Source organism: Candidatus Eisenbacteria bacterium, assembly GCA_018831195.1.
GTDB lineage: Bacteria > Eisenbacteria > RBG-16-71-46 > CAIMUX01 > JAHJDP01 > JAHJDP01.
In genome coordinates, this window is sequence record JAHJDP010000097.1 from 41,774 (window position 1) to 58,304 (window position 16,531).

At 51.6% G+C, this 16,531-nt stretch carries 16 protein-coding genes; 4 read left to right on the forward strand and 12 right to left on the reverse strand.

From position 1 onward, the window contains the following. Window positions 1–28: 28 nt before the first annotated feature. Together KJ970_17055 and KJ970_17060 are read left to right on the forward strand one after the other, a co-directional pair. Window positions 29–1,285 carry a serpin family protein gene (locus KJ970_17055; GenBank protein ID MBU2692626.1) on the forward strand — a complete coding sequence of 419 codons (1,257 nt, stop codon included), beginning with the start codon at window positions 29–31 and terminating at the stop codon, window positions 1,283–1,285. A 389-nt stretch (window positions 1,286–1,674) separates the two neighbouring features. Further along, a complete protein-coding gene (locus tag KJ970_17060) occupies window positions 1,675–1,977 on the forward strand; it encodes an RNA-binding protein (protein ID MBU2692627.1) in 303 nt (100 codons plus the stop codon). Between the two features lie 100 nt (window positions 1,978–2,077). On the opposite strand, the gene KJ970_17065 is transcribed toward KJ970_17060, so the two are convergent. Beyond that, a complete protein-coding gene (locus KJ970_17065; protein ID MBU2692628.1) occupies window positions 2,078–4,603 on the reverse strand; it encodes a SpoIIE family protein phosphatase in 2,526 nt (841 codons plus the stop codon). 271 nt (window positions 4,604–4,874) lie between these two features. Between KJ970_17065 and KJ970_17070 the strand changes: the two genes are divergently transcribed. Together KJ970_17070 and KJ970_17075 are read left to right on the forward strand one after the other, a co-directional pair. Further along, window positions 4,875–6,416, forward strand: coding sequence for a hypothetical protein (locus KJ970_17070; GenBank protein MBU2692629.1), 1,542 nt, complete (start codon window positions 4,875–4,877; stop codon window positions 6,414–6,416). A 200-nt stretch (window positions 6,417–6,616) separates the two neighbouring features. Beyond that, the gene (locus tag KJ970_17075; protein MBU2692630.1) at window positions 6,617–7,891 is read left to right on the forward strand and encodes a M28 family peptidase; all 1,275 of its coding nucleotides are present in this window, start codon (window positions 6,617–6,619) and stop codon (window positions 7,889–7,891) included. 154 nt (window positions 7,892–8,045) lie between these two features. On the opposite strand, the gene KJ970_17080 is transcribed toward KJ970_17075, so the two are convergent. The 11 genes from KJ970_17080 to KJ970_17130 form a co-directional block, all read right to left on the reverse strand. Then, window positions 8,046–8,774: a hypothetical protein gene (locus KJ970_17080; GenBank protein MBU2692631.1), complete on the reverse strand. Its 729-nt coding sequence runs from the start codon at window positions 8,772–8,774 to the stop codon at window positions 8,046–8,048. Between the two features lie 22 nt (window positions 8,775–8,796). Then, a complete protein-coding gene (locus KJ970_17085) occupies window positions 8,797–9,867 on the reverse strand; it encodes a PilT/PilU family type 4a pilus ATPase (GenBank protein ID MBU2692632.1) in 1,071 nt (356 codons plus the stop codon). Between the two features lie 5 nt (window positions 9,868–9,872). Further along, window positions 9,873–11,210, reverse strand: a complete 1,338-nt coding sequence (locus tag KJ970_17090; GenBank protein ID MBU2692633.1) for a hypothetical protein — start codon at window positions 11,208–11,210, stop codon at window positions 9,873–9,875. 10 nt (window positions 11,211–11,220) lie between these two features. Beyond that, window positions 11,221–11,709 carry a hypothetical protein gene (locus tag KJ970_17095; protein ID MBU2692634.1) on the reverse strand — a complete coding sequence of 163 codons (489 nt, stop codon included), beginning with the start codon at window positions 11,707–11,709 and terminating at the stop codon, window positions 11,221–11,223. A 3-nt stretch (window positions 11,710–11,712) separates the two neighbouring features. Further along, the gene (locus KJ970_17100) at window positions 11,713–12,246 is read right to left on the reverse strand and encodes a hypothetical protein (protein ID MBU2692635.1); all 534 of its coding nucleotides are present in this window, start codon (window positions 12,244–12,246) and stop codon (window positions 11,713–11,715) included. Continuing rightward, window positions 12,243–12,800: a hypothetical protein gene (locus KJ970_17105; GenBank protein ID MBU2692636.1), complete on the reverse strand. Its 558-nt coding sequence runs from the start codon at window positions 12,798–12,800 to the stop codon at window positions 12,243–12,245. The genes KJ970_17100 and KJ970_17105 overlap by 4 nt, the downstream gene beginning before the upstream one ends. Next, a complete protein-coding gene (gene pilM / locus KJ970_17110; GenBank protein ID MBU2692637.1) occupies window positions 12,793–13,764 on the reverse strand; it encodes a pilus assembly protein PilM in 972 nt (323 codons plus the stop codon). Before pilM ends, KJ970_17105 begins: the two co-directional genes overlap by 8 nt. Window positions 13,765–13,781: 17 nt before the next feature. Beyond that, on the reverse strand, window positions 13,782–15,110 hold the full coding sequence (locus KJ970_17115; GenBank protein ID MBU2692638.1) for a pilus assembly PilX N-terminal domain-containing protein: 1,329 nt from the start codon (window positions 15,108–15,110) through the stop codon (window positions 13,782–13,784). A gap of 11 nt (window positions 15,111–15,121) precedes the next feature. Continuing rightward, a complete protein-coding gene (locus tag KJ970_17120) occupies window positions 15,122–15,592 on the reverse strand; it encodes a hypothetical protein (protein MBU2692639.1) in 471 nt (156 codons plus the stop codon). Further along, window positions 15,589–16,017 carry a prepilin-type N-terminal cleavage/methylation domain-containing protein gene (locus KJ970_17125; GenBank protein ID MBU2692640.1) on the reverse strand — a complete coding sequence of 143 codons (429 nt, stop codon included), beginning with the start codon at window positions 16,015–16,017 and terminating at the stop codon, window positions 15,589–15,591. The genes KJ970_17120 and KJ970_17125 overlap by 4 nt, the downstream gene beginning before the upstream one ends. Before the next feature lie 74 nt (window positions 16,018–16,091). Further along, on the reverse strand, window positions 16,092–16,529 hold the full coding sequence (locus tag KJ970_17130; GenBank protein MBU2692641.1) for a prepilin-type N-terminal cleavage/methylation domain-containing protein: 438 nt from the start codon (window positions 16,527–16,529) through the stop codon (window positions 16,092–16,094). Between the last annotated feature and the right edge of the window lie 2 nt (window positions 16,530–16,531).

A 16,531-nucleotide genomic window follows, 5' to 3' on the forward strand; every position in this document is an offset into this window, starting at 1 on the left:
CGGGCTGCCGAATGGAAGGGAGTTAACAATGGAACGATCTTGGTTTCTATGCCTTCTCTCCTTAAGTCTTTTGATCCCTCTGACCTCATCCAATGCGAATCTCTCTGAGTCAAAGAACGTATTTGACGGATCACAACCGCGCCTGGCGCAGGAGGAACTGATCCGGCAGATCGCGGACATGAATCACTTTTCTCTGAATCTCTATCTTCGTTTGAGCCGTAAACCCGGAAACTTGTTCTTCTCCCCCTACAGTGTATCGGAAACTTTGGCAATGACCTATGCCGGGGCCAGGGGCGAAACGGAAAGGCAGATGTCCCAGGTCCTAAATTTCCCCACCGACCGTGAAAGGCTCCATTTGATTCAGGCCGGATCTCGGAAGCAGCGGGAACAATATACATCGGGGGGGTTGCGTTTCAGTATGGCGAATTCCGTGTGGGGTCAGAGAGATCACACGTTCAGAGCCGATTATATTGAATTGATTCAGAAGCAATATGGCGCCCTCTTCACTGCGGTCGATTTCAGATCCCAAACGGAAGAGGCGCGGCAAGCGATAAATCACTGGGCGGAGAAAGAGACACATTCACGGACGGAGGATTTTATTGAAAGCAGCCTCCTGGACACTTCCACCATTTTGGTTCTGGCGGATATCATTTACTTCAAGGGAATGTGGGCCCGCCGCTTCCCGATCGAGAATACCGCCGAAGCTGATTTCCATCTGTCCAGTGATCGGAGGGTAAAATCCCTCCTGATGTCGCAACTTACAGAGCTCAGGAATTACGACTTTAACGATTTTCAAGCCGTCGAAATCCCCTATGACGGTCATGACCTCTCCTTGGTCCTCCTCCTTCCCAAAGAGATAGATGGATTGGCCCGGCTGGAGGCCGCGCTGACCCTGGATCATTTGGATGACTGGCTCGATAAATTGGGGGAATCGAGGCCGAAATTGGTGCGGATTACGATTCCAAAGCTCAACCTTGCCTCCCGCCTCGAATTGTCGGCGCCCTTGGCGGATCTTGGAATGCCGGATCTCTTTCAATCAGGTCATGCCGATCTCTCGGGGATAGATGGATCCGGCGCTCTCTTTGTCGATAGTGTTATCCATCAGGCGACAATAGAGATCGATGAGATGGGATCCGAAGCCTCCTCCTCGACCGCCGCCGTCATAAAGAAAAGGGAAAGGATCACAGACCTCCGGGCGGATCACCCCTTCCTCTTCATGATTCTGGATCGCCACACAAGGACCCTTCTTTTTATGGGAAGGATGATCGATCCTTCCCGGCCTTGAATGAGCCTCACACAAGAGGAGAATCGATGACAATGTCAACATTTCCCATCACATTGCCCCACAAGATATTACAGGGCATGCCCGGAAAGCCGTCCCACAAATCCCCTGATTCGGACCCCAAAACGCCGGAACCGCCACTCTCGGTCCCGGCGGTACGGGCTCGATGAGCCGCTCCATGCTCCTTTTTTTATTGAAACCTTTCAAAATAAATGAGGTATAGTACCCGGAGGTGGGGTATTCCCACCTGGGCGATTTAGTGATTTCTCTCCAGAAAAGATGTGGTTTCGTTTCCGCCCTCCCTTTCGGAGTTCAGGTCTCACTGATTACCCCTGGTATAGTCAGATTGTTAGAATTGTATTCATCGCACGGTGAATACGAAGTGAGGAACAATGTCCAAGAAATTGTATGTTGGTAATTTGCCCTTCAGCGCGACTGAAGAGGCACTCCATGAACTCTTTTCCCAATACGGATCCATCGAATCGGTCAAGTTGGTCACAGACCGGGACACAGGCAGACCCCGTGGTTTTGGTTTCGTAGAAATGGCGGATGGCGCAAGTGAGGCGATAGCCGCACTCAACGATCGGGAATTCGGCGGCCGGAATCTCAAGGTCAACGAAGCCAAGCCCCGCGAAGGCGGCGGTGGCGGCGGTGGCCGTGGCGGCGGCGGCGGTGGCGGCCGGCGTAACTGGTAACCTTTAGATTTTAAAGGTGTGCCCGCTGGAGAATGGACTCACAACTCCTCTTCAGCGGGCATTTTCTTTCGCCCTATTTTCTTGAATCTCTTCCGCTGGCTTATAGATTACTTTTGCAAATGACTATAGTTATATCATCCGACTGTGGCATTCCAGCGGCGAAAATGCGAACAGCGTTTCGAACATGTTCCACGATCTCTTCGGCCGATTCTCTGCGATTGTTTTTGACAATTTCAAGCACACCCTCGATGCCAAAATACCTGTCATCGGCTGTCTGTGTTTCCGTAATTCCATCCGTAAGGAATATCGCGATTTCACCAGGCCTTAGCTCTATCGAATCACTGACAGAGTATTCCTGCCCCGATAAAACACCGAGAGGCAATCCCGTGCTCTGCAGCTCAACCCTTACCTCTCCAGCGGGATCAATGATGAAACCGGAGGTATGGCCGGCACTGGCATAGACTATTCGCCGCGCCGCGATATCGAGCCGCGCATACAATAACGTTACAAACCGGTGCAATTCCAAATCTTTGACAAGAACTTCATTGAGACGCTTTAGGATTTCATTGAGATCTTGATGATTCTGCAAGAGAGATCGGAGATAGGCCCGTGTTTGTGTCATGACCATAGCCGGACCGAAGCCGTGGCCGCTGACATCACCGATCGCGATTCCCAATGAGCCGTTCGTCGAACGGATGAAGTCATAGTAGTCGCCGCACATGGCATCAGCGGGAAAGGTCGCACCCGCAATATCGAAGCCGGGGACGTGAGGCGGTTTCTTTGGATAAAGGTGCTTTTGTACCAGGGCGGCCACCTGCATTTCGATGTCCTGCTCTTTCGTCCTGAGCTTTTCGGTCATGTCTTTGACGACAGATACAAAATGATGAATCCGGCCGCTTGCATCTCGCATGGGTGTAATACTCTGCTCGGCGTAATAGATCTCGCCGTTCTTCTTTCGATTGATGACGGTATCCCGATAGACCTCTCCTCTAAGTATCGTGTCCCAGAGCTTTTTATAACTTTCTTCCCCTTGCAGCCCGGATTTCAGGATGCGCGGTGTCCGACCCATCACTTCTGCTCTTGAATAGCCGGTGGTCTTTTCAAATGCCGGATTGACATACTCTATCTTTCCCTTCAAATCCGTAATAAGAACGGTATCGTTGGTTTGCTCGACGGCGCTGGAAAGCCTTTGGACCAATTCCTGTGACTTTTTCTTATTCGTTACGTCGCGAAAAAAGGCGACGCCTCCCCGCAGTATCCCGGACTCATCCACCATCGGGGTTGCGCTGGCGCTGAGCCACATCTCTCCCGGCAGTTCAGAATTCCGGACATAGATCTCTGCCTCCCGCACCTCTTCACCCCTCACCGCCCTCGGGATCGGCAATTGATCCAGCGGGTAGGGAGTGACGGTGTCCGGCAGAAAGAATCCGCGAGCCGATAGGATCCCGGCATCGAACCTATCCCCCGTTGAGCATTTCAACATTCTCTGAGCCGCGGGATTGGTAAAGATGATGACGCCGTCGCGGTCGGCTACAACAACCCCTTCCGCCAGACTGCGGCTGATGGATTTGAGAATCCTATCCTGTTTCCTGAGAGCCGCGTTCCGGTAAAAAATGATCAGCGAAAAGATGATGCCAAGTATCATTTCCCATCCAAAGAAAGCCATCAATCCCCGGATAAGCGGTTGCTTTGATTTATTCTTGGAGAAATACTTTTCGGTGGGGTGAAGGGATAGACTCCACGTTTGGCCGCCCAGCTCAATCTGCTTCTCGCAGGATTCAGCCGGTGAGGATGCTTCAATAAAACCGGCTGATAGCCATATCGATTCCGGCCCGCCGTTGACATCCAAATCAACCAACTTGAAGTGTACTAAATTCTCCATATCTTCCTGAAAAAGCAGAAAGGAATGTTTGAGGACTTCTTCAATACTCAGCGCAAGCGTCGCAAAACCCAACAACCCGCCTTTCTCAGGCAAGACTTCCTCAACGGGCTTTTCATAAACCGGGAGAAAACCGAGAAACCCAATTGAGTTGCCCTCCACTGAGGCAAGCAGGACCGGATCCGATAGAGCGAGATCCGCCGATTCTATGGCCCGATCGAGAGCGGCGCGGCGGGTCGATTCGGAACCGACATCATAGCCGATAAGATCTTCATTCCCTTTCAGGGGCTCTACACAGAAAATTGGATAGTACTCATCCCTCTGGGGCGATGAGATCAAATCACCGCCAAGAGTGACGTCACTAACCGTAAAGTTTTCAAACCCTGAAGCCCGCGCGTGCGATTCGAAATTCGTGCGCATGTCTCCAGGTATACGAGGGATCCATTCGAGCGCTTTTATCGAGGGATGCCGTGAGATCGCGCGGGCGGTGAAGGATCTAAATTCCTGGCGTGAAACATCAGTACTGCTGTCAAAGAGAGACCTGATGCCGTACAGGACTTCAAAAAGATTCGACATTTTTATTTCAAGTGAGGAGACCCGCTCAGAGAGATAGTCGCCGCAATGAGCCAACAATTCTTCCCGTTCCTGCCGGCCGACAACCTGATAGGTCAGCATCCCGAGAAGGGGTCCCAGGAGGATCAGCACAATGATGATGACCGACCCCGTGCTCCTGTAGAAGGGTTGCATTCTATAGATTCCTGCCCCGTGGATTCAGAAACATCCGTTGTTTCATTGCCGACCTTCAGTTCACAAAATTATGAGTAACTGATAAGACTACCCTAATTACGGCATTCTGACCAGTAAATCTTTACTATTCTTTATGTTATAAGATTTACTCAAAACAATAAACGGTTGGCATTAGGAATGGGTATTGTGTTTCAGGCGTGTGGTTTTTTGGATACCTTGCGGGAAACAAGAGGATGTCCACGGCCGTTTCATCAGGGAAGGAAGGTTCGTGATGCCAGGATACAGGGCTATCGTAGGTCATTTCACCCTATTTCTATTGTTGATGAATCCGCAACCGGCTCAAGCCACGGATGCTTCACTGGTGAATGGCGAAGTGGGGCTTTATCCGGTCGGCTTTAGACTCTATGCGGATCGAGATGGAGCGCGAACCTTCGCATGTCCCATCCGGCCCGATGGAGACGCCTTCGCGCCGGGTCGTCCCGTGCGGATCTATATCTGGTATCCGGCGCAGGATTCCGATCGTGGACGTTTGCTCATCCGGGATTATATCCAGATGGCGGCGGATGACTTCGGGCTCCGGGGTGAGAATTCCGAACCGGTTCTTCCCGTTCAGCTTATGAAGGGGCTCGACGATGAACCTCTTGCCGCTCTTCTTAATGTTAAAACCATGGCCGTTCAGGGCGCGGAGCCGGAAAGTTGCCCGTTCCCCTTGATCATCCTGGGCCAGGGTCTTTATTACGAATCCCCCTTCACACATTATGCTCTCTGTGAATCGCTTGCGGGTCACGGATACGTTGTGGCGACCTGCCCGTTAATGGGAACTCACGCCAGATTGGTCAATATCAATGCTGTCGATCTGGAGACACAGATCCGGGATATGGAATTCGTCCTTTCCAAAGCCCGGGAACTCCCCTTTGTTGATTCTGAGGAATTGGGTGTCATCGGCTATGATTTGGGCGGGATGGCCGGACTGATCCTGTCCATGCGCAATCTTGATGTAGACGCTTTTCTGAGTCTCGATTCAGGAATTCTCTTCCCTCATTATTCGGGTCTTCCAAACACTCATCCCAATTACGATGAAAATAGGTTTGTCATCCCCTGGCTTCATGTGACTCAAGCGAGGTTTGGGCAGGGCGAGCCATCCCGGGGAGATCCCTCTTCACTGATGGACCGGAAAAGATTCGGCGACTCTTATCTCTACCTCGCTGAGACATTCAATCATGGAGATTTCACATCTTATGCGGCTTTCAGGATAACCAAAGCGGTTCCAGGCTATTGGTCTTCCCCGACTAATGATAGTGAATTGCTGCATGAACAAATCTGTCTCGCCGGCAGGGAATTCTTCGATGCCTACCTAAAAGATGACGGGGATGCCTTGTCGCGCCTTCAAACCATGCCGGGCGATCCGGCCGTGAGTAGGGCGTTCCCTGAAATGATTCACAAGCCTGGACAACCCCGCCATCCCCATCCGGACGACATCGTACAAGAGATCATTGAAAAGGGATTTGAGGCGGCCAGACCCACGATCCTTGAGGCTCGCAAAACCTATCCCGACAGCCTCTTGTTTCGTGAGCCCTTCATCAATTGGCTAGGTTATCATTTCCTCTATTGGTGGGGCCGCGAATCGGAAGCAGTTGAGGTTTTCAAGCTGAATACTGAGATATTTCCGCAATCAGCGAACGCCTTTGACAGCCTCGGCGAAGCCTACTCATTCACTGGAAATCGAGAGAAGGCGATCGAGAGTTACCGCCGATCCCTCGAACTGAATCCCGAAAACCAGAACGCAAGAGAGATCCTGGAGCAGCTCGACTGACAAGGAGAGGTGCCTCGCCAACCATCTGCGCCACAATAGAATACAGCCTTGTTGTTTTCCGTATCTGAGATGCTCGAACCCGATCCGCCGCGGCGCATGCTGTTTTCCCCATTACCTGCTATACTTATTAAATGAAAGTAATGCCATCAAGAATCACTCACTTGTATGATAACAAGGGATTACTATTCTTCCTGGTCCTCATGATCGGTTTCATTCTCAATCCCGCGGAAGGAAAAGGCGCCCGGAGAGATCATCCTATACGCCCCTTCACCGATACCAGGCCTGTAAAAGCGGTGGTGCAGAGGCAGTGGACACCTCTTCTGGAGGCCGACCCGGTGATACAGGGGGTCGTCGATGAAATCGATTGGAACGGACTGGCAGCTAAGATTGGTTGGCTCGAAAACTTCGAGACGCGGTATAGTTATACACCGCAGTGTGAAGCAGCGGGAGACTCACTCTTCGAATACTTTTCAAATCTTGGGCTGTCGGTCGTCAAACGGCATTTTATCTGGGATGACGTCGATATGTGGAATGTGGAGGCCACTCAAACCGGTACGATCTATCCCGACTCCATCTTCATCATCTGCGGCCACTATGATTCCATCTCGGAGGATGCCTATAACCTGGCGCCGGGGGCCGATGACAATGCCAGTGGTACGGCCGCCGTCATGACCGCCGCGCAGATTTTGAGTCAACATCCCACAAATTATGCAATCAAGTATGTTCTCTTTGCCGGCGAGGAGCAGGGTCTCATTGGAAGCTATTATTATGTTCAAGATGCGGTTTCTCTGGGTATGGCCATTGTCGGCGTGCTGAATGCCGACATGCTCGGTTGGTGGAGCTCGGGTGCTGATTTCGATTTGGAGATCGAAACAAACACTGACTCCCAGTGGCTGGCGGCGGCCGTGACCAATGCGGCCGATCTCTATACAAATATGCCTTATGAACTGCATATAGAGGATAATGCCTGGTGGGGGGATCATTGGTACTTTTGGCAGGCCGGGTTTGCCGCGGTCAATCATGAAGAGTCATATGATTTGGTCGATCCTGACTTCAATCCCTATTATCATACAACTCAGGATGTGCTCGATCATATCGATCCCGATTTCACTGTCGGTAATGTCAAAATTCTTGTGGCGGCCTTGACGACATTGGCACAACTTCAAGATGCCACGGGAGTCACTGATCAATTCGAAACCCCATCATTGACACTCCGGGCCGACCCGAACCCTTTCCACAATGGCGTGACAATTTGCCTGACCACCTCCGGAAAGTTACTGGCTGCAGATCTTGGAATTTTCAATATAGGCGGAAGGTTGATCGCCACCCTGCCGGTCAGGTTACAAGGCGGCCGGGGAACCGCGACTTGGCGGGCCTCCGAATTGTCTTCGATACACCTCTCCTCAGGGGTTTACTTCTGCCGTCCTCTGGGAATGCGTTCCGCCCGTCCGATTGAATTGATTTATATAAAGTAGTTTTCAGATCCAGCCTGCAGGAGACCTCCCTGGATTGTTAGGGAGACCCCGTCTTTTCCGCGGGTTGTATATAATATCTTCTGATATTCAATCATGATGGTGCCCTGACCGGAATTCGCAAGATTGCGGGCGCCGGCGGCACACGCAGCAGTGATTAGTGGGAACGGATAAAAATCAAATATCCAAGGCCCAGAAGCAAGATCCCCACCAGCCCAATGGTCAACTCAATGCCATAACTATCGATGACCGGCTGTATGAAACTCACGCTGCGTGTGGAAATAGAAACGACACCGCCCCAGAGATTATTGGTCACATCACCAAAGCTGCTCGGCAGTTCGGCCACCAACTTGCCCTCTTCATTTCGATTGACGCCGACGCCGCTGGCGAGGAGATATAGTACAACGGCCAGGATAATAAGCCTCGTGGCAACACGAGCCATCTTAAGACCATTGGAGGGCATCCTGCGTCCACGGGGGATTCCGGTCGATACACTCCGCATCATGGATTTGCGTTTTTGATCCTTGCTGGCCAGGGTGACACCCTTGAGCTTGTTGAGAAAAATGAAGACGTGGTGCCATCTCTTTTCAAAAGTGGACCACTCCTTCTCTTCCATGCCGACACCCGCATACAGTGTCCCCTTCTGGTTTAACATATCTGTCATGAGACCGACATGCGCCTGTGTTTCTTGTGTCAAGGCATTAGGAACGGCATCCGCAACAAAAGGAATCTGCTTGGCGATCCGTGCCTGCAGTTCAAGGAAATCCGATTCCTCCTTGTGCGTCAGACCGGCTGAATCTTTGAATTGCAGAAGGGTGTCGCGATACTTCAACCAATCACTTAACAGATTGCGAAGACGCCGTTTCGTAGCTAGCTTCTCGAACATAGTTATTCCCTCCCACACCCAATTAGTATTTCCCCATGATGAGTCTCATTTTCTCAGGATCTTCAAGTCGCGGTAGAATTTCAGAAGGACTAACGATTCCCTCATTATACAATTCGAGCAAAGAGGAATCGAGGAGAATCATCCCCTCACTGTAACTTCCAGCAATGATATTTGTCAGCTGATGGATTTTCCCCTCACGAATGAGATTGGAAATCGGACTATTAACAATCAAGATCTCCCGCGCGGCAATTCGTCCTTCTTGATCCTGGCGCCGCAGAAGAACCTGGGAGACAACCATTCTGAGAGTCAGCGCCAGACGGCCGCGTATCTCAGCCTGATCATCGTTTGGGAATACATCGATGATTCGATTGATGGTCTTTGTCGAACTCTGGGTTGAAAGCGTGCTAATGACAAGATTGCCCGTTTCGGCGGCGGTCAATGCGATCTCCATCGTTTCTCGATCCCTCATCTCCCCAACAAAGATAATGTGAGGCATTTGCCGGAGGGCGCTTCGCAGACCTCTCGCATAGCTTGAGGTATCGGCCCCCAGTTCACGCTGATCAATCACACAGGTCTTAGATGACAACATGAATTCGATGGGATCTTCAATGGTAATAATGTGTTTTGATTCTTCACCTTCAGTATTTAGATATTCCAGAAAACTGGCCACTGTTGAAGATTTTCCCGCCCCGGTTGGCCCGGTAATCAAGATCAATCCATTGGGTGTGTTGGTCATTTGGATTAAAAGCCGTTCAGAAATGCCCAGCTCGACGTAGTTGGGAACACTGAAAGGGACCAGGCGCAGAACAGCGGCCACTGAACTCCTTTGTCGATAGACATTCACACGAAAGCGGCAGATGTCTTCAATATGAAAAGACATATCCAACTCATTTTCCAACTCGAATTTCATGCGTTGATCAGAATTCAGAATTTCATAAACAAGTAACTGGCTATCCTTGGCTGAGAGGATCTTGTCGGAATCCTGCCACTCGAGACGTCCGAAGACATGGTAGGTAACGGGAGCTCCGGCGGAGATAATAATATCCGAAGCCTGCCGCTGGAGAGCCTCCTTTAGAATATCAACTATATGCATTGTAATTATCCTTCATCATCAGTCTGGGGATCATTAAGAGTCTCCGGAATCGGTCTTGCGGAGGCATCATCCACCCCTTCATCGCTCACAATTCTTGGGGTAATCTCGATGATGAGATCCAATTGCGATTTCTCTGTCTTGCGGTGCTGGAAAAAATAACCGAGAAACGGGATATCCCCTAATAAAGGCACTTTTTTAACTGAATTCCGTTCTTCTTCAGCGAGGAGACCTCCGATATAGATCTTCCCGCCATCCCTGACACGCACATAGGTCCTGGTGCGCCTGGTCGAGGTCTGCGGGAGGTCATCGTCTGGTCCAATGAAGGCCACGATTCGGGAAACCTCAGGTTCAACTAATGTCGTTATATAACCATTTCCGGATATCCGGGGCGTAATACCCAGCTTCACCCCGACATCGATCTTTTCGAGTTGGATTGTTTGCAGCACGCCGCCCGCGGCCGTCGGAGACTGCAGCGAGGTAATGACAACCGGCACGGTCTCACCGGCGAAAATTTCTGCCGGTTCATTATCCAAGGTGACGACCTTTGCGTTGGAGAGGAGCCTCGCCCTACCTTCTGTGACTAAGGCTTCAATGGTGACCTCAAAGGCCGCCATTTGCCGCTGAATATCGCCATTCTTTTCAAAGGGCGTAAAGGGGATTCTCGGAGGTATCTGACCGGCGGCGCTTCCCTCGTAGGATCCCTCGGCGACTACGGTCGTCCAATTCGTGATCTTCTCCCAATCGATTCCAATCTCCAACAATCCCGTCGTATTCACCTCAAAGAGGCGGGCTTCGAGGAGTATTTGCGCCGGTTTCTCATCAAGGCCGGCAATAATCGATTCAGCCTGTTCAATGACCGAGGGGCTCGCCCTCATGACGATTTTATTCCCCTGAACATTGGATGTGACGGCCTTTGTGAGGAGTTCGAGCATCCGGCTCACGTCTGCGGCGTTGGCGTACTTTAAATGGAATGTCTTTGTTACCAGTCCGGTTTCGGTATTCAGCCGTTGCACATCCGCGACGAGGATGGATTTCCCAACCCTCTCATACCCCAATCCGGCTGCCCGAACCACCAGGTTCAAAGCCTCATCAAAGGGCGTATCTTTGAGATGAATCGATATCCGGCGGCCCTGAAGCTCCGGCGAGGTCACGATATTGAGCCCCGTCCGGCTCGCCAATATTTGGAGGATATCAACCACCGAAGTGCTGTCGGCGTCCAGCGTTATCAGGTTTTGCTCCGGTTCATCCTGCGCCAGCGGTCCATAGGGCGCGGGAGACAGGCACATTCCGAGGACCAAGACCAGGATTGCGGCCTTTAGAATAAGAGTTCTGTTCAGACTCACCTTTCACCTCCTAGGGTGACTGCAAAAACACCTCTTCTTCGTCTTTTACAACCGTGATTCCACTCGAAGTGATGTCTTGGATGAACCAGCCCTGAAAGGTGTCTCCTACCCGAAGCCAGCTTGATTGTGTGGAACCAACGCTGAGTTGCACAGATGGATTAACATTATCAAAGAGCAATGCCCGCAGAACCGGTTTAACAACCTCATTCTTGGATTTGAGTTTAACATCAGAGGTCCGCGGCCGGGACTTCGGCCGGCTTGGAACCTTAAACGGATCTCTTGTCAGCTCGACGTCAACACTGAGCAGGCTGTCCTTCGCGCTGAGTCTGTCCAGGAGGTCCCCATTCTCGACGACGATCTGCTGTTCCCCCGTGCTGTTTCCATTCCAGAGCACTGAAGTGACGACGGTTTGGGTCCTGAATCCTAGAAAGAGACAGACCCCGAAGAGAACGGCCAAGGCGTACCAGATAGTTCGGTTTTTCTGTGCAAGTCGGCTCACGAATTAGGACTCCATCCGCGGATCATAGATCGAGAGATTCAGGCGTAGTTCCAGGTCGCTTGAATCGATTATTGGTTCAATGGAGAAGGCGTCGATAGTGGATAATTGCCCTCCCCTCTCCAGCCATTTAAAAAAATCGATGATTTGGTTGTAAGAACCATTCGCCCGCAGAAAATACCGATTGCGCGTTAGCTGGCCGGTCTGGCTGCTTTTTTCCGTTCTCAACTCAAGTCTCTTGAGATTCGATTTCCGCAGCCCCCCCGCAAGAAAATCTATGGGATCAACAAGTTTTGCCGGAATCGCGAGTGAATCTCCCTTCATACCGGCAAAGTAGCCGGCCAATCGGTCTTCATATGCGCTCTGATTCTCGATCTTCGTCAACTGCCGGCGAAGTTGTTCCCTCTGCACCTTTAAATCCTCGTATTCACCGAGCTGCCGGTTCACGGCGCCCAAATCAATGACAAGCCCAAGGAGAAGCAGAAGGACGGCGGTACCGATCGTCAATCCGGCCCGTTTTTTCCATTTTTGCAGCGTCACAACGCTTCTTCCCCACGGCGGCAAAAGACCTGAAAGCGGCTGGAGCTCCGCCCCTGCAAATTGCCGAGTGTCACATCCGGAAGATCGCTTGCAATCCTTGGATCTCCTCGGAGGGCCTCGACGAATTCGGAGATCGATTCCATATCGGATCCCCCACTCAGGAAAAAACCGGAAAGCTGGAAACTGACAGAATGGCCTCGTTGTGCGAGTTCCGCGTTCATGCCCTCCAATTGCAGCGATGGGTTGATGAGTCGCGATACCGCCGCGAGTTTTGGGGACCAATTGATGCGGTTCTCCCGGGCTTCCAAAAGCTCCAATATCAATTTTGTTCCAGGCTGCATCTCCGTCTTGCGATTCACCTGGTCGGCCAGTCTGGCCACCTCCGCCCGGATGGCATTTGTACGTTCCCTAACGAGGGACGCGCTGAGCAGGAGAAGAAAGATAATCAAAATTCCAATGGTCGTCATTGCAGAAAGAACTATTGTATAAATCATACGCTCTTTGGCAAGCCGTCGATTCTCGATGTACTCAGGATATAGATTAATTTTAAACATCGGTATGATCCCACCAGCGGCAGAGTCCACAGGCTGTGATATAGTGTGGCCCCTTTGCCGCTATCTCTTGCTCTGCCTTCTTGGATTTTTCGAGTCCTTCGAGAGGGTCCAATATGGACAGATCGACGCCGATCTTCGCATTCAATTTTTCGCATAATCCAGTATTGAGGGCGCCTCCTCCACCGACCATCAGCAATCCGAGATCCTTTCTAAATCTTGATCGATAGAAAGTTTGGGTCTCGCGGATTTGTTCAGCAAGACGGTCCAGATATCCATTCACCTCGTCAGCATCCGCGCTATCGGGCACACCGGGTCCAATGGTCCGGGTCAGAATGCCGCCATCGGCCTGTGTCATATAGAGCCGGGTATGCTGCGCCCCAAGATCTAATAATCCTAAGACTCCGGTCTTCGCCGACGATTTTGCGGCCAGCAGCGCATTGAGCCCGGCCAAAGGTTCAAGATCAACAACATTGGGCTCCAGCCCCAACTGAGAGAGCACCTTTAAAGAAAATTCACGCTGCGAAAGTGGAGCGGCCGCCAACAAAACCCGCATCTCTTCAGGATCGCCCTCCTTCTCAGGCGCTTGTTTTCCCATAATCTGAAAATCAAGGATCGGAGAGATCATATCCTCAAGATTGAGATGTTTTTTTGCCTCAAATGGAAGCGCCAGGCGAAGCTCAGCAGTACTCAATCGGGGCAGGGCAACTTCGCGTACATTCGCCTCCTCGCCGCGTACGGCGACGGCGATCGTACCCAGTTTCTTTCCATTGAGACCGAGCCGATTCAGCAAACGCTTCAAGGCCTCGGCTGTACGGACAATTTCATCATCCGAACTCTTTATATCGATCTCTTCAACACCGGCATGCGTTATTCGCTTCAGCGTTGAAGCCCCTTGGCCCCGAAGCAGTTTCACCCAGCGATGGCCGAGGTCGATACCGGTTCGAACCGGTCCTGAAACAGACAATACCCTTCTCCTATCCTTCAATTCGCCAATGCGGCGATTTCACGCCAATTTAGGATTTTTAGCGTCCCGGAGACCCCACCCGGCCACTCTTCTTCAAGGTATCCAGGAAGATTGGGGATGAAGCCGCCGTTGTAAGTGACATCAGGCCCCCCTGTCGTCACGAGATCACGAAGACAAACGAGACTTCCAACGAGGGCAAAATTTGAATTTATCCTGTCAATATCACGAGTGACATACAGCAGAGCCGGCCATGTCGTTGTGCCGATCTGAACCAAGGCGCTTCCATTCTTGTCAACATCGTAGGCGATCATCGCGATTCCATAATAGGGTTCGAAGATCACCTGTGATACTTCGACGACAGCGCCTATCCAATAGTTATAATCAATGCGGTCCGATTCCGTAACGCCCGTAAATCGAGCGCCGATGATCGTCGCATGAATCGTCGTGCTGGAATTTCCATCGAAGATGAGGGATGTGACGCCCAATATTCCGGGCGGATCAACGATCGGGACCTCCCCAAAATTAACAACGACTCCGACGTCTCCCGCATTGCGTTTGAAAACACCCGTTGCGTCATCGAAATATGCGGTGATCGTGGCATTATTATCGAAGTCATATGTGAAGGTCTTTTGCCCGCTGTTGTAACTTATCACACTTTGACAGCTATCCCCGCAGCTTGAGGTGATCTCCGTGCCGTCACCCGTAAAAATACGCGCATAGTATTTCGATCCATCCTTGGCAGCGCGTACATTATAGTAGGTCGCATCCGGGAAATGACCGGGATCGGTGTAGATCGGAGGCGGCGTGATGATGAATCCAGAGGTATAAGAATAATCGCAGGCCAAATGCGAATCATGCGGCCCGAAGTCCGGATCCCCGTTGACATGGGCATCACCATTCAGGCAGAAATTGCCTCCTACATCGGCATCCCCCATGATCAGCATGCTGAGGCCGTAAATCGACGGCGGCACCTCGGCCATGACCTCGATACGCCGCTGCGCATCCAGAACGTCGCCCGTCGCCAATAATTGTACAACATTCGAATGACCGCCGAAAGTCGTATCCGTCACGGTGAGGTCGTAACTGCCCCTGCCCGCAGGCTCATCGACCCAACCGGTACGCCATGATCGGTCTTCCAGGAATTTGGCGCGAGCGCGTTCGATGGCGCCATCGGCAAGAAGAAAGGCCTCGCTGGATTTTTGACGGTAGAGGGCGCTCTTTGTTTCATAGGAAGTCATGGCGAAGAAGGACACACCGGCGATAAGAATGACGAGGATGAAAATCATGACAGTAAGCAGAGCAAAACCCTTGCCGTGATGTCCCAAAGGGTGCTTTAGTCTTTTCACTATTCCATCCCCTAGAATTCAAAAATCCGGTTGCGAAGCCTGGCACGGGTCATTTCTAGAACAAGATTTCCCGCGTTATCTTCCAGTTCCAGCGTTAAAGAGAGACTGGTCGTGTCGCTGTCGGGCACAACATTAAACTGAGTACAGCGTCTGTCGACAAGGTTGACTCCATCCTCCTGAATCCGGGGATCGCCTCCCCCTGTCAGCTGATAGGTATGGATTAGGACGCCGCTCGAATCATGAGTCGAGAACGAAGTTGCGGAACTCGTACTGAGAGATCCAGCCGCACGTATGGAACGAGCCATCCATTCAAGCGCCTCGGTCGAATTCTGTTGAAGAACGGCCTTATCACGGCCCCATTCCCAAGATCTTTGATTTGTAAGAATAAGTCTTCCTAGCGCGAAGACAATGATCAAGCCGAGGAAAGAGGCAATGAGCATCTCGATCGCCGTATAACCTGCATTTCCGCCGCGGCGTCTCATGGCATTCCTCGCCCCAGCATCGTGGTGACCTCAAGTGTCCGGTCTACATTGTTTCCATAGACGCGCGCGGTCCATGAGACATTGAGCGTCACGGTCGTCGCCTCCGCCTCCGGAACGCCGGCGAATATCTGATGCGAGACCGTGAAATTTCGATTGTCGACAACATAGGTTGTGTCGTTTCCGTCCAACCCCGGCAGGGTATCGTACCGGTAATCACTTCTTATGCCGTCAATTCGCGCCTGGGCCACGGCGATCGCTTTCCGGCGATCCTCCTCATAATCCAGCTGGTTCCGGCCCCGCATATACAATTGCGCGAGGCCGAAAAAAACGATGATAAGAAGCACCGCCGCTATCAGAACTTCAAGAAGCGAGAATCCGCGTTCCTTCCCGGCAGGATGTGTTCTATCATCAGTGTTGCTGGACATACCGACACCTTTCAAAATCCCGGCGTCCACCGGGTCTGCCTGACGCAGAAGCCCGGTGGATCAATCCTGGATCTCTACAGATTGGTTATGATCGGCGGACTACCATTCGAGTTTATATTAGGAACGGTAACATCCACCAAGACACCAGCCATCTTCAGCCCGACGGTTCCAGTCGCACGGATAGTCAAAGGGTTTGCGCTGGCATTAGCTCCGCCGCCCGCGGTTATCGTATAAGTGAATAGCTCGGTCGCACTCAAATCGACAATCCCGCCCCCCACTGCAGGCGGCCAAGTGGGATTTCCAGCCACATCCTGGTGCTCTTGAGCATAGGCTTTCGATGCGGTGATGATCTCACCGATCCGGCCGGTCGCCTCGGTTAGCCTGGCGTTCCGGATATACTTGCCATAGAGCGGAACGGCAATTGCCGCGAGAATGGCGACGACAACAACGACCACCATCAACTCGATCATTGTAAAACCTTTTTGATTAAGTCTCTTGTGGAAAAAACTCATCT